Source organism: Pragia fontium DSM 5563 = ATCC 49100 (genome assembly GCF_900112475.1).
Classification (GTDB): domain Bacteria; phylum Pseudomonadota; class Gammaproteobacteria; order Enterobacterales; family Enterobacteriaceae; genus Pragia; species Pragia fontium.
In genome coordinates, this window is sequence record NZ_FOLW01000005.1 from 218,169 (window position 1) to 232,976 (window position 14,808).

Annotated in this window: 11 protein-coding genes; 9 read left to right on the top strand and 2 right to left on the bottom strand. The window is 44.9% G+C overall.

The genetic code is table 11. The annotated features are described in order from the left end of the window. Positions 1 to 51 precede the first annotated feature (51 nt). The gene (locus BMZ28_RS09780) at positions 52 to 1,143 is read right to left on the bottom strand and encodes a YeiH family protein (RefSeq protein ID WP_074822784.1); all 1,092 of its coding nucleotides are present in this window, start codon (positions 1,141 to 1,143) and stop codon (positions 52 to 54) included. A gap of 114 nt (positions 1,144 to 1,257) precedes the next feature. On the opposite strand from BMZ28_RS09780, the gene yieE reads away from it, so the two are divergent. From yieE to cirA, 8 genes are all read left to right on the top strand, one after another. Continuing rightward, positions 1,258 to 2,160 (top strand): DNA-binding transcriptional regulator YeiE, encoded by a 903-nt coding sequence (yieE, locus tag BMZ28_RS09785; protein ID WP_047781412.1) that lies wholly within the window; start codon positions 1,258 to 1,260, stop codon positions 2,158 to 2,160. Between the two features lie 147 nt (positions 2,161 to 2,307). Then, on the top strand, positions 2,308 to 3,807 hold the full coding sequence (locus BMZ28_RS09790; RefSeq protein WP_074822787.1) for an amino acid permease: 1,500 nt from the start codon (positions 2,308 to 2,310) through the stop codon (positions 3,805 to 3,807). Positions 3,808 to 4,177: 370 nt separating this feature from the next. Then, positions 4,178 to 4,552, top strand: coding sequence for a YuaE family lipoprotein (locus tag BMZ28_RS09795; protein ID WP_074822789.1), 375 nt, complete (start codon positions 4,178 to 4,180; stop codon positions 4,550 to 4,552). Between the two features lie 5 nt (positions 4,553 to 4,557). Next, complete coding sequence (locus tag BMZ28_RS09800) at positions 4,558 to 5,424, top strand: tetratricopeptide repeat protein (protein WP_053007622.1); 867 nt, start codon at positions 4,558 to 4,560, stop codon at positions 5,422 to 5,424. A gap of 234 nt (positions 5,425 to 5,658) precedes the next feature. Continuing rightward, complete coding sequence (locus BMZ28_RS09805; protein ID WP_047781409.1) at positions 5,659 to 6,807, top strand: ABC transporter substrate-binding protein; 1,149 nt, start codon at positions 5,659 to 5,661, stop codon at positions 6,805 to 6,807. A 32-nt stretch (positions 6,808 to 6,839) separates the two neighbouring features. Continuing rightward, the gene (locus BMZ28_RS09810; RefSeq protein ID WP_047781408.1) at positions 6,840 to 7,922 is read left to right on the top strand and encodes a FecCD family ABC transporter permease; all 1,083 of its coding nucleotides are present in this window, start codon (positions 6,840 to 6,842) and stop codon (positions 7,920 to 7,922) included. Next, complete coding sequence (locus BMZ28_RS09815) at positions 7,919 to 8,707, top strand: ABC transporter ATP-binding protein (protein WP_047781407.1); 789 nt, start codon at positions 7,919 to 7,921, stop codon at positions 8,705 to 8,707. The genes BMZ28_RS09810 and BMZ28_RS09815 overlap by 4 nt, the downstream gene beginning before the upstream one ends. A gap of 468 nt (positions 8,708 to 9,175) precedes the next feature. Beyond that, positions 9,176 to 11,137 carry a catecholate siderophore receptor CirA gene (gene cirA, locus BMZ28_RS09820; RefSeq protein ID WP_074822791.1) on the top strand — a complete coding sequence of 654 codons (1,962 nt, stop codon included), beginning with the start codon at positions 9,176 to 9,178 and terminating at the stop codon, positions 11,135 to 11,137. A 69-nt stretch (positions 11,138 to 11,206) separates the two neighbouring features. Here cirA and metG read toward each other — a convergent pair whose 3' ends face one another. Further along, complete coding sequence (gene metG / locus BMZ28_RS09825; protein WP_074822794.1) at positions 11,207 to 13,249, bottom strand: methionine--tRNA ligase; 2,043 nt, start codon at positions 13,247 to 13,249, stop codon at positions 11,207 to 11,209. Between the two features lie 277 nt (positions 13,250 to 13,526). On the opposite strand from metG, the gene apbC reads away from it, so the two are divergent. Continuing rightward, positions 13,527 to 14,642 (top strand): iron-sulfur cluster carrier protein ApbC, encoded by a 1,116-nt coding sequence (gene apbC, locus BMZ28_RS09830; protein ID WP_047781404.1) that lies wholly within the window; start codon positions 13,527 to 13,529, stop codon positions 14,640 to 14,642. Positions 14,643 to 14,808: the final 166 nt, after the last annotated feature.

Below are 14,808 nucleotides of genomic sequence, written 5' to 3' on the forward strand. Positions count from 1 at the left end.
TGACACCTATTAACAAATCTTTAACCTTAACAGCAGGAGAATCAGGTGAGTTTAGATACCAAAATGAAGAATGGCCATGTTGATTAAGGCACCGCCGGCAATAAGCCAGATAAATAAGATAGAAGCCAGTAACATGGGTTTGATACCCGCCTGTCGAATGGCGCTAACGTGAGTTGTCAGGCCTAAAGCGGCCATCGCCATGGATAGCATAATGGTATCAATATAGACCAGAGCACTAACAACGGCATGAGGTAACCAGTTTAGTGAGTTGAATCCCGCAACCATGATAAAAAATACTGCAAACCATGGAATGACGATGGGTGATTTCTGTATTTCACCACTGCCCAGTTGTGTCGCTTGTTCTCCTCGGCTTATATAGCTGGAGAGTATTAGTAGAAAGGGAGCTAGCATCATAACGCGAATCATTTTTACAATAACTGCACTATTTCCGGCATCATCAGAGATGGCACGTCCGGCGGCCACAACCTGAGCAACTTCATGAATAGTTGAGCCAATATAAATACCGAACTCATTGTCAGAAAAGCCTAACAAATGGTATTGCATGTCCAGTTGATAGAGCCATGGATAAAGAAACATGGCGATGGTACCGAAGATGACCACGGTAGCTACGGCAACCGCCACTTTACTTGATTCAGCTTTAACCACCGGGTCGGCAGCCATTACCGCAGCAGCACCGCAAATACTGCTGCCGGCACCAATCAAAATGGTGGTCTGTTTATCCATTTTGAAAATACGCATTCCTAACCAATAGGCTAAGAAGAAGGTTGAAATCAGCGTTAAGGCATCAATAATAATACCGCTGACGCCAACATCAGCGATTTGCTGAAAAGTAAGGCGAAAACCATACAGGATGATGCCTAAACGCAAGAGTTTTTGTTTGGCCAGATGGACACCGGCATCACAACTCGATGCAATGGAAGGATATACCACATTACCCAGTACCATACCGATAACAATGGCCAGCGTCAGGGCACTAAGACCAAGCTGTGCAATGGCGGGTTGGTTTGCTGCGTAAATAGACAGTCCGGTAATAGCACCAGTAAGCAGTAGGCCCGGTAATAACCGAATAATAAGTTTTGGTGGAGTATGTTCTGCGGTAGTCTGATTGTTGGTTTGTGGCATAAGTCAAAACGGCCTGAGTAACTGAGATAGGTCTACAAAATAAAGTAATTAGCTATAAAAGAGAAATTGATTATATATTTATAACCTATCGCTATAAGTGGTAAGGAACAGAACATGCATATTACTTTGCGTCAGCTTGAAATATTTGTCAGCGTGTTGAAAAGTGGATCGACCACTCAGGCTTCATCCGCATTGTCATTGTCTCAATCAGCGGTTAGTGCTGCTCTTGCCGATTTGGAAGGGCAACTAAATGCTTCTCTATTTGATCGGGTGGGTAAGCGTTTGGTGGTGAATGAAAATGGTCGGCTACTGTACCCAAAGGCGTTGATACTATTGGAGCAGGCTCAGGAAGTAGAACAACTATTTGATAAACATAGTGGTGCCCTAAGAATTGGTGCCAGTACCACTATTGGCAATTATATGCTGCCTGAAATTCTTGCTCACTATCGTCAGGACTTTCCTCATACGCCATTAGAGTTGATCGTCGGTAATAGCCGTGATGTGATTCAGGCGGCGACAGATTTTCGGGTAGATTTAGGATTAATCGAAGGCCCTTGCCACAGTCCGGATCTAATTTCTCGCCCATGGCTGAGTGATGAGCTGGTGGTGTTTGCCGCCGCAGGTCACCCTTTAACCAAAGGCTCCATTTCTATTGAAGACTTGGCCAATGCACCGTGGATATTACGAGAAACAGGGTCGGGTACGCGTGACGTTCTAGAGCATAGCTTGATGTCACACTTACCCAAAGCACGGCCCATTTTGGAACTGGGTAATTCTGAAGCCATAAAACATGCGGTACGGCATGGTATTGGTATTAGCTGTCTGTCCCGCAGAGTGGTAGAAGAACAGCTTGCAAGTGGTTCTCTGGTTGAGTTAACCATTCCATTTGCTCCGTTGAAGCGCACGCTGTACCTGATTTATCATCGTCAAAAGCACATTTCCGCCAGTTTACGGCGTTTTTTAACCTACTGTGATTTTTCTACTGAGGTGCTGAATGAAATTCAGCGTCCAGAGTAACCGACAATAAAAAGTAACATTATAGGGTTTTGCTAATAATATTTGTTTAATTATGAACGAATCTAATATTGAGAGGTTATCGGTTATCGGTAAACCTATCCTTTGTTACAATCGCGCTCTTTTTATGTGTAGACAGATAGGTTACGAATGGCATCGGTAGAGACTAAGAGTTCACAGGGCAAACAAGCACCGGGATTGCGCCGGGTATTGAAAGCTCGGCATTTAACTATGATTGCCGTTGGCGGTTCGATTGGTACTGGTTTGTTTGTGGCATCCGGTGCAACTATTGCGAAGGCTGGACCGGGTGGCGCGCTGTTATCTTATGCACTGATTGGTCTAATGGTCTATTTTTTGATGACCAGCTTGGGTGAACTGGCTGCCTATATGCCGGTTTCCGGCTCGTTTTCTACCTATGGCGCTAAATATGTTGAACCGGGTTTTGGTTTCGCACTGGGATGGAACTATTGGTATAACTGGGCGGTAACAGTAGCGGTTGACTTGGTTGCTGCGCAGTTGGTGATGCAATACTGGTTTCCGGAACCGCCGTTTGGGTTGCCCACTTGGATCTGGAGTGCGCTGTTTTTATCCATAATATTCTTACTGAATTACATTTCAGTTAAAGGATTTGGTGAAGCTGAATTTTGGTTTGCGCTGATTAAAGTGGTCACGGTGATCATTTTTATTGGGCTCGGTATCTTAATGATTTTTGGCATCATGAAAGGTGGGCCAGAGTCAGGTTGGCATAACTGGACGATTGGTGATGCGCCATTCTCCGGCGGTTTCTCCGCCATGATTGGGGTAGCGATGATCGTGGGTTTCTCATTTCAGGGAACGGAACTGATTGGTATTGCCGCCGGTGAGTCAGCGGATCCAGGAAAAAATATTCCTCGTGCTGTGCGTCAGGTGTTCTGGCGTATTCTGCTGTTTTATATCTTTGCCATTTTGATTGTCAGCGTATTAATTCCTTATACCGATCCTAGCCTATTGCGCAATGATGAAACTGATATCAGCGTGAGTCCGTTTACCCTGGTGTTCCAGCATGCCGGTCTGTTATCCGCTGCTGCGATAATGAATGCGGTGATTTTAACCTCGGTGCTGTCTGCTGGTAACTCCGGTATGTATGCATCAACACGCATGTTGTATGCGCTGGCCGCGGAAGGTAAAGCACCGAAGATTTTTGCCAAACTCTCATCCGGTGGTGTACCGCGTAATGCACTGATTGCCACCACCGTTGTTGCTGGACTTTGTTTCCTGACTTCAATGTTTGGTAATCAGCAAGTCTATTTATGGTTGTTGAATACCTCGGGTATGACCGGATTTATTGCTTGGTTGGGTATTGCCATTAGTCATTACCGTTTCCGCAGAGGATATATTGCTCAGGGGCGTTCTTTGAGTGACTTGCCTTATCGTTCAGGTTTCTTCCCGCTGGGTCCTATTTTTGCTTTCGTACTGTGCTTGATTATTACCCTTGGGCAAAACTATCAGGCATTCCTGGAAGATAATATTGACTGGGCAGGGGTTGCGGCCACTTATATTGGTATACCGCTATTTTTAGCGATTTGGTTTGGTTATAAAATTGCTAAGCGAACCAAATTTGTTAAGTATAAAGAGATGGATTTTCCTGGCGATCAGATTACTAAGGAATAAGCGTCATTATCCTGAGAACAGAGCGGCATTTTATATGCCGCTTTTTCGTTTAATCGGCGGGATGAATAATTATTAAGCAAATAAGCATTCGCTATCTGGGCTGGTTTAATTTAACGATCTGAATATCCGTAATCTTCAGAGCCTTTTTAATCGTATCTCTTTTGGCGGTGTTATATTAAACTAGGCAAAGTATTGAGTGAGAATTGCTTTAGATAGCCGTTTTACCGTTATTTAACGCTCAACATGAGCTGAGATTTGTTAGTCATATTCAATTCATTGCTCACATAGTATGTGATAGATCTTGGTTTGTGCATTGCTATTTAATTATAATTCATAAAACTGCAATCAATTTATTTAAGGTAACAGATTGATGAAAAGAACATTGATGTTGGCCACGTTGGGAGTTGCGATTGTTAGTGCCAGCGGTTGTGCGAATTTGCAAAAGAAGAAAGTTCCTCAGGCAGCGGCTGTGAGTGAACAGTCGGCCTATAGTCAACGTTTTCAGGGATGCATGACCAGACTTGAAGCATTAAAAAAGCTGGACTGGAATAGCTACAATGAAAACAAAATGGTAATGGATGCGGATATGCAATCCGCGACCAAATACCTGTCAATGCGCGCCACGCTTTCACCAGATATGGTTAACGTTATGGATAGCGTTTATCAGGCAAAGCTTGCCCGTAGCTGCCAATTAATTGACAACCAGATCTTTACCTTATTGTTACAGCAAGCTGATAGGAAATAACCGTTATGCGGATTAAAGGCTGTCACTATGCGCTGGTATTGGGGATTTTATCTCTGATCTTGTCTGGCTGTGTAGCGACCAAAAAACAGGAGCTGGGAGAAGACTCTTCGTTTGGTCAGCCGATCGACGTTTCTCGGCAGGATATGCTGGGAGGGTTACAGCAATATCTCTCTCAATTGCAAAATCAAGGGAATGCGGGAAATCAGCAGGCTCAGCGTCAGATGGGTGAGATTTTTTTAGCGTCTGGTGATAAGCAAAAAGCCATACAGTGGCTGAAAGATGCAGCGAATAACGGCGATGTTGATGCTCAGGTTAAACTGGGTGATATGTATGTTAACGGTATGAATCTGCTACCAGATTATGCTGAAGCGTTCGTTTGGTATAAGAAAGCCGCTGAGAAGGGCAATGCCCATGCACAGGGGCAGGTCGCTTCCTTCTATTTAAATGGTAAGGGAACGGCATATAACCTTGAACAATCCATCCATTGGGATCGATTGGCCGCTGAAAAAGGTATCGCTAAATCTCAAAATAATCTGGGTGCTGCTTATACTCATGGCGAAGGCGTGAAGAAAAATGCTGAGCGGGCGGTTTATTGGTATTCCAAAGCTGCTAATCAGGGTATTACGGAAGCTCAGTTTAATCTGGCTGGTTCTTATTATTTAGGCCGGGGCATTAATAAGAACGATGAGTTAGCTTATGCCTGGTATGCCACTGTTGCTGAATATGGTAATGCTGAGATAGCAGAAACCGCTAAGATGGTGATGAAAAGGTTAGTACCTTCTCTGAGCAAAGTGGGTAAATACGCTTCTTCCAAAAAATTAGCACAGCAATATATTGCGACCTATGCACCTAAAAAGAGCGTAGCTGAATAGTTTTTTGTTGATGTCGTTTTAGTTCTTAAGACCGGAAATGGGCGTGATGTCGATCGCAGCCATTTCCGGTTTGTTGTTTTTAGCATTAAATAACCTCCTCGATTGTATCAAAATCCCTTCCTGCTTAACGATCAAGCTCTATATTTTGTCGCTTTTATTGTGTTTGTTATTGATAATCGTTCTCTTTTGCATTATTGTTTGCATTCTTTAAACCCGTAGGGAAGAGACATCATTATGAGGCAACTTAAGCGTTCGTTGACCAAACATTTCGGCGTATCCTTATTGTTAGGTAGTTCACTGCTGTTAAGTGCAGGCGCATGGGCTGAAACGATTACCGATATTGCAGACCGCAAGGTTGAATTACCAAAGAAAGTCGATAGGATTTTGCTGGGTGAAGGGCGTCTGATTTACGCCGTTGCACTATTAGAAGGCGATAAGCCATTGGCGCGTATTGCTGGTTGGCAAGGTGATTTTCGTAAGCTTGATCCTCATACCTACGCGGCTTATAAAGCCAAATTTCCTGAAATTGATAAAATTCCACTGATTGGCAACACAACGGCTGAAAGTATCAGTCCGGAAAAAGTATTGACGCTAAAACCGGACGTGGCCATTTTCGGCTTGTCAGGTCATGGGCCTGGCCGTAATAGTGAATTGGTGACCCAGTTGGAAAAAGCGGGTGTGCCCGTTGTGTTTATTGATTTCCGTACTGCGCCGTTGAAAAATACCGTGCCAAGCATGCGTATTTTAGGTAAAGCACTGCACAGAGAGCAGCAGGCTGAACGTTATATCCAGTTTTATCAGGATAACGTGGCGAAAATTACCGACGTAACCAAAAATATTCCTGAAGATAAGAAACCTAAAGTCTTTATCGAGCTGAAAGCCGGTACTGCGGAAGACTGCTGTGGTACTGCCGGTAACGGTAATATGGGGGACTTCATCGATCAGGCTGGCGGCATTAATATTGCTAAAGGTTTATTACCGGGTGCATTAGGCACGGTTAACCTTGAAAAAATTATAGCTACCAATCCTGATGTTTATATTGCCAGCGGTGCTCGCGCCACTGATGCGAAAGGTCCTGGGGTTAAACTGGGCGCAGACGTACCTTATCAGGTTGCTCGTGATAGTTTAAACAGCGTATTAAAACGCAAAGGAATTGATACGTTACCCGCAGTAAAAGAGGGTAAGACTTACGCTATTTGGCACAGTTTCTATAACTCTCCTTATAATGTTCTGGCGATTCAAGAGTTTGGTAAATGGTTCTATCCTGAACAATTTAAAGATATTGATACGCAGAAAACCATGGAAACCTTATATAAAGAGTTTCTGGCCATTGAGCCATCAGGTACCTATTGGGTTGGTTTACCGACTGAAGAACGTAAATAATTTATAATTAGAGTCACAACGGTTGTCATTGAATGAGCATAAGTACAGATCCAATAGCTGAAGCCAAAGCCCAGGCAGAAACGGGTGTAATGGGGCGTTATCGTCATATTTTACGGAAACGCTTAATGATCCTGGCCGTGGTGTTATTAGCCATTATTGGATCCCTTGTGCTTGATTTTATCCTGGGGCCTTCGGGCCTCACGATAGCGGAATTATGGCAAACGTTATGGCATCCGGAGAGTGTGGATGCCGGTACGCAAGTTATCGTATGGGATATTCGGCTGCCGTATGCCTTAATGGCGATTGTGGTTGGGATGGCGCTGGGACTCGCTGGTGCGGAAATGCAGACCATTCTGAATAACCCTTTAGCCAGTCCATTTACGTTGGGTGTTTCTTCGGCTGCGGCATTTGGTGCGGCATTAGCCATCGTATTGGGCATTGGTATTCCTGGTATCGATCCGCAATGGTTTATCTCGGCCAATGCGTTTATTTTTGCGCTATTGGCGGCGTTTATGCTGGATGCGGTTACCCGTTGGACTCGTGTTGCGACCTCCGGCGTGGTGTTGTTTGGCATCGCGCTGGTATTTAGCTTTAACGCATTAGTTTCCATGATGCAGTTCATTGCTTCAGAAGATACCTTACAAGGTTTGGTGTTCTGGACCATGGGCAGTCTGGCAAGAGCGACGTGGATTAAACTGGCTATTCTGCTGGTGGTGTTTCTGGTGTTATTCCCATGGTCGATGTGGAATGCCTGGAAACTAACTGCCCTCAGATTAGGGGAAGATCGGGCCATCAGCTTTGGTATTGATGTCCGTCGCTTACGATTAACGACCTTGTTACGTATTAGTATTCTGTCGGCGCTGGCGGTGGCTTTTGTGGGGCCAATCGGCTTTATTGGTTTGGTTGCTCCACACATTGCTCGCCTGATTTTTGGCGAAGATCACCGTTTCTATCTTCCTGCCAGTGCTCTGATTGGGGCGCTGGTATTATCTATGGCGTCCGTTGCTTCCAAAAATCTGATTCCGGGCGTGATTATTCCTGTTGGTATTGTAACTTCATTGGTTGGCGTTCCGTTCTTTCTGAGCATCATTCTGCGCCATAGAGGGCAAGTATGATGAGCGGTTTACAGGCAAAACATTTCAATGCGGGTTATCCGAAAAAGAAAATCATTACCGATTTGTCGATCCCTAATTTGTCCAGAGGGGAAATTACTGTATTGCTTGGTCCTAACGGTAGTGGAAAATCAACGCTGTTACGAGCGTTGGCCGGATTGAATCATGCAACCGGTGAGCTTTTGTTAGATGGTCAAGATCTGATGCAGCAGCCTTTTGCTCAACGGGCAAAAAGTGTGGTCTATTTGCCGCAGTCATTACCTGCGGGCGTACATTTACACGTATTGGAGTCGATTGTCGTTGCACAACGGGCATCGGGTGATGGGCACTCTGAAAAGGGTGAAGCGGAAGTCATGGCTTTACTTGAGCAGTTAGGCATCTCTCATTTGGCATTAAACTATCTCGATCAGCTTTCCGGCGGTCAAAAACAGCTAGTCGGCCTGGCTCAATCTCTGATTCGTCAGCCTTCGCTGTTATTATTGGATGAGCCGCTCAGTGCATTGGATCTCAACTATCAATTCCATGTGATGGATTTGGTACGTAAAGAAACGCAAAAGCGCAACATCATCACGGTGGTAGTGGTCCATGACATTAATATTGCGCTGCGCCATGCAGATCATGTTTTGATGTTGCAAAATGGGCAACTTATCGCTGATGGTAAACCTGACAAGGTGATTACGCCAGATAGTTTAGCAAAAGTGTATGGTGTATGCGGTCGTATAGAGTGTTGCTCACAAGGACGGCCCCAAGTATTGATTGATGGTTTGGTTGAGCAATCGGTCAATTAAAACCCGTTAGATTCAACAGAAAGTTAGATTTCTATCGCAAAAAATCACTAACAATATATTAAATAAGTATGATATTTATTATCATTCTTAATAATTAATTTTAGCCGAGGGAATGATTCAATTAAGTCTAATAAAATTTATAGATTTCGTTCCTTGTTTACCGGGCTGATAACGATAACTATCCGTTACTCCTCTTAGGACTGATACCTTAACTTGACGCTCGGCCATTTACAGTAACATGACGAGCTTAAATAATGAGCCAGACTATTTTGCTGGCCGCCCTCCTGCATTTCTTAAAAATAACCATATAAATCAATATATAATCTTGTTATTTTAACTGTTGATAATGATAACCATTTCTATTAATGTATGGGCTCATTTTGCGTATTAGGTTAAGTGAGCATTTAACTAATTACATAAAATAATAATTATTATAATGATATCAATATATTGAGGATGAGGATTCAGATGGCAAGGTTAAGATTTAACCCAATTACCCGGGCAGGAATATTTGCCCCACTTTTATTGACCAGTGCATCACTTGTTGCCGCTACCGATGACACGATGGTAGTCACCGCATCGTCAGTTGCTCAAAACGTAAAGGATGCACCAGCCAGTATCAGCGTGATTACGGCGGAAGAACTACAAAAGAAACCGGTTCAAAATTTGAAGGATATTTTGCAGGAAGTTCCGGGTATTCAATTGACGAATGAAGGGGATAACCGTAAAGGCGTCAGCATTCGGGGGCTGGATAGCAGCTATACGCTGATTTTGGTTGATGGTAAACGCGTAAACTCCCGTAATGCGGTGTTTCGTCATAATGACTATGACCTAAGTTGGGTTCCGGTCAATGCGATTGAGCGTATTGAAGTGGTTCGCGGGCCAATGTCATCGTTATACGGCTCTGATGCACTAGGTGGTGTAGTGAATATTATCACCAAAAAAGTGAAGAAGACTTGGACTGGAACCGTGAGCGTAGATGGTACCATTCAGGAGAACCGTGATAAAGGGGATAGCTATAACACCAGTATTTATACCAGCGGTCCATTGATTGATGACCTGTTGTCGGTAAAAACCTATGGTAATTTCGCTTATCGAGATAAAGACGCGCCAAATAAATCCGCAACGGCGGCTGATGGTATTACCGGCGGTATCGAAGGATATAAGAGCCGTGATGGTAACGTCGAATTTTCTGTTACTCCGAATCAGGATCATGAGTTTTTGGTCAATTATGGTTTTGACCGGCAGGATCGTGAGTCAGACTCATTAGACAGCACTCGTCTTGAGCGCCAGAACTATGGCCTTTCTCATAATGGTAATTGGGGTTTTGCTAATTCAGAGCTCCGTTTCTATGGTGAAAAAATTGATAACTACAGCACGGCCAAATTAACGTCTGAAAGTAACTCTGCCGATGGTAAATTTGTTCTGCCTATTGACGCAATTAATCAGACGCTGACCTTTGGTGGTGAGTTGAGAAAGGATGAACTGAAAGATACGGTGAACCTAAAAGGCAGTGGCTCGACCTCAGCCAAACAGCATGCGCTGTTTATTGAAGATGAATGGCGTATTCTGGAAAGCTTGGCATTAACTGCCGGTACGCGGGTTGACGATCACGAGAACTATGGTAATCACTGGAGCCCGAGGGCTTATTTGGTTTATTCCGCAACGGATACGGTAACGGTGAAAGGCGGATGGGCGAAAGCATTTAAAGCACCATCGCTCTTACAGCTTAGCCCAGACTGGCAATCAAATTCGTGTCGTGGTGCCTGTACTATTGTTGGTAGCCAGGATTTGAAGCCGGAAACCAGTGAGAACTACGAGCTCGGCCTTTATTATGCCGGAGATGAAGGGATTCTGGATGGCGTCAGCGGTAGCGTTACCGTATTCGAAAACAACCTCGATAATATGATCAGTATTAATCGGACGCAAAATAAAGCGGATGCACCGGGCTACCCGAACTTTGTTGGTTTTGATCCCACTACCGGAAAGCCAGTGTTTGCTTATTATAACGTGAATAAAGCCAGAGTCCGCGGTGTTGAAACCGAATTAGCGGTACCGATTAACGATGCCTGGAAAGCGAAGTTAAACTATACCTATAACGATGCGCGTGATTTAAGTAATGGTGGTAATAAGCCGTTGAAAGAGCGCCCATTCCATACGGCAAATGGAACGTTGGACTGGAAACCGGTAGACGACTGGTCTTTCTATTTAGCGGCTAACTATACCGGCAAACAACGGGCAACGACCTCAGCCAGCAAGACGCCGGGAGGTTATGTGGTTTGGAATACCGGTGGAGCCTATCAGGCGACTAAAAATCTTAAATTACGTGCTGGGGTTCTTAACCTGATTGATAAAGATCTGGATAGGGATGTGTACAGCTATAACGAAGAAGGGCGTCGTTACTTCGTTGCTGCGGACTATTCATTCTGATAGATGTCCTGAGGTAAACAAAAAGGCTATGGAGTTACCATAGCCTTTTTACGTTTATTTCGATGGGAATTATTTAACTGACATTCCCGGCTGAGCGCCGCTGTCTGGGGTTAGCAGGAAGATATCGCTGCCGCCAGGACCTGCTGCCATGACCATGCCTTCTGATACACCAAAGCGCATTTTTCTTGGTGCCAGATTAGCCACCATTACCGTCAGGCGACCTTCAAGGGCTTTCGGATCGGGGTAGGCAGACTTAATACCGGAGAACACCTGTCTGATTTCACCACCGAGGTCCAAGGTCAGCTTTAACAGCTTATCGGAACCTTCGACGTTTTCAGCTTGCTTGATTAACGCTACGCGTAAATCTACTTTAGCGAAATCATCAAAGGTAATGGTCTCGGAAATAGGTTCTTCCGCCAGCGGGCCACTGACTGCCGCTTTAGGGGCTGCATGGGTTGCCAACAGATCTGCTTTGGACGCTTCCACCATGGCATCAACCTTATCGCGGTCAATACGATTAAACAGCGCTTTAAAGCCATTTACTTTGTGGTCTAACAGCGGATGTTCAATATTTTTCCAGTGCAGTTCCTGATTCAGGAAGGCTTCAGCTCGTTCTGACAGCGCTGGCAGTACCGGCTTCAGGAAGGTCATTAATACGCGGAACATATTGATGCCCATCGAACAAATTAGCTGTAGGTCTTCATCACGACCTTCTTCTTTCGCGACCACCCACGGAGCCTGTTCATCAACATAGCGGTTGGCAATATCGGCCAGCGCCATAATTTCACGAATGGCTTTATTAAACTCACGCTGCTCGTAGTATTCAGCGATTTGTTTCGCTGCTTGGGTAAAGGTTTTATACAGTTCGCTATCCGCTAATTTAGCCGATAGTTGGCCACCAAAGCGTTTATTGATAAAGCCGGCGTTGCGTGAAGCCAGATTGACCACTTTGTTGACGATGTCGGCATTAACGCGCTGTACGAAATCTTCCAGATTCAGGTCGATATCATCAATGCGTGAAGAGAGTTTAGCGGCATAGTAGTAACGCAGACAGTCCGGATCCAAATGTTTCAGATAGGTGCTGGCCTGAATAAAGGTGCCGCGAGATTTCGACATTTTCGCGCCATTCACTGTCACATAACCGTGAACAAACAGGTTAGTGGGTTTACGGAATTGGCTACCTTCCAACATGGCCGGCCAAAACAGGCTATGGAAGTAGACAATATCTTTACCAATAAAGTGATACAGCTCCGCGTCAGAACCTTCGCGCCAGTACTCGTCAAAACTTAAGTCATCGCGCTTATTACACAGGTTTTTAAATGACCCCATATAACCAATTGGTGCATCTAGCCAGACATAGAAATATTTGCCCGGCGCATCCGGAATTTCAAAGCCGAAGTAAGGGGCATCGCGGGTGATATCCCACTGTTGCAGACCGGAATCAAACCACTCCTGCATTTTATTAGCCACTTGCTCCTGCAAGGCTCCGGAGCGGGTCCAGGCCTGTAGCATGTCTTGAAACGCTGGCAGGTCAAAGAAGAAGTGTTCTGTTTCACGCATCACCGGCGTGGCACCGGAGACCACCGAACGCGGATTAATCAGCTCGGTAGGGCTATAGGTTGCGCCACAGACTTCACAGTTATCACCATATTGGTCCGGTGCTTTACACTTCGGACAGGTGCCTTTAACAAAGCGGTCTGGCAGAAACATCGATTTTTCAGGATCGAATAGCTGAGAAATGGTCCGGTTTTTAATAAAGCCATTGGCTTTTAAACGACCATAGATAAGTTCGGATAACTCACGGTTTTCTTCGCTGTGCGTAGAGTGGTAGTTATCATAACTGATAGCAAAGCCGGCGAAGTCTTGCTGGTGTTCACGGCTCATTTCATCAATCATACTCTCCGGCGTCACGCCAAGCTGTTGAGCTTTAAGCATGATTGGCGTGCCATGGGCATCGTCAGCACAGATAAAGTTAACCTGATGTCCGCGCATTCGTTGATAGCGAACCCAAATATCTGCTTGAATATGCTCGAGAATATGACCGAGATGAATTGAACCGTTTGCGTATGGGAGCGCGCAGGTCACCAGTATTTTTTTCGCGACTTGAGCCATAGTGTGAGTCTTATCTTTTGAATGTGTAATCAATGGGAACTGATGATGTTAACTGATTGAACCTAACTCGGCTAGGGCGTATTCGGTTCTGACCGTGATAAATTTATAATCGGTCGGGGGCTGGAGGGATTTTAACGATGCAGGAGGCACGATAAAGTTTGTTCTGGTGTGCAGTTGCTTACGCGTTTTTATTCAGCTTCTGTTATGCTAATGGCAATATGTGTCGTCATTCATAATAGTTGTAGTTAACATCACTGATAATAAAAAAGGAGTAGGGATGAATCAACAATCCCAGGGCCCATTAACGCCAGAAGCGTTAAATCATCAGGTAACAGAACTGCTTGCCACCTTTGCCCATCCAACGCTGAAGAAAAATCTAATTCAATTAAAAGCGCTTCATCACTGTGCACTGCTTGATAATGTACTGCATATCGAATTACACATGCCGTTTGCCTGGCAGAGTGGCTTTGCGGCACTAAAAGCTGAAAAAACCGCTGAGATCATCAAGCTCACCGGTGCAGCTTCAATTGAATGGCGTTTACAGCACAATATTTCCACGTTAAAACGGGCGAACGATCAGGCCGGCGTTAAAGGCGTAAAAAATATTATTGCCGTTAGTTCCGGTAAAGGCGGCGTCGGTAAATCCAGTACGGCAGTGAATTTAGCGTTAGCCTTAGCGGCTGAAGGTGCCAAAGTGGGTATTCTTGATGCGGATATTTATGGCCCATCTATTCCAACCATGTTGGGGACGGTAAGTGAACGACCAACCTCGCCGGATGGCGAGCATATGGCGCCGATTATGGCTCATGGTTTGGCGACTAACTCGATTGGTTATTTAGTGGAAGACGGCAACGCGATGGTATGGCGTGGTCCGATGGCCAGTAAGGCGTTACTGCAACTATTACAAGATACATTATGGCCCGATCTGGATTATTTAGTGATTGATATGCCGCCGGGAACCGGGGATATACAACTAACGTTATCACAGAATATTCCAGTTACCGGCGCTGTTATCGTGACCACCCCTCAGGACGTTGCATTAGTCGACGCGATGAAAGGTCTGGTGATGTTTGAGAAGGTTCATGTGCCAGTGCTGGGCATTATTGAGAATATGAGCATTCATATTTGTAGCAACTGTGGTCATCAGGAAGCGATATTTGGTACCGGCGGTGCTGAAAAGCTGATTGCTAAACACGGTAGCCAACTGCTGGGGCAACTTCCGTTACATATCAGTATTCGTGAAGATTTGGATCGTGGTGAACCAACGGTTGTTTCTAATCCGGCAAGTGAGTATAGCCAGCTTTATCGTCAGCTTGCGGCAAACGTGGCTGCTGAGCTTTACTGGCAAGGTCAGGCGATTCCGTCAGAAATTAATATCAGAACTATGCTTTAACGGTGATCTATCGTTAAACGCTTTATATAAGATACGCCAGCCCGTCACGGAGTCTGGCGTAGTTCTTTACCCTCACCATCATCAGGTCGATATTTTTCGTTTATCTGTTATGACAGATAAGCAGGATAGTTTTTTCTCGCTTAATCCGTGGGTGACGGAAAAATCT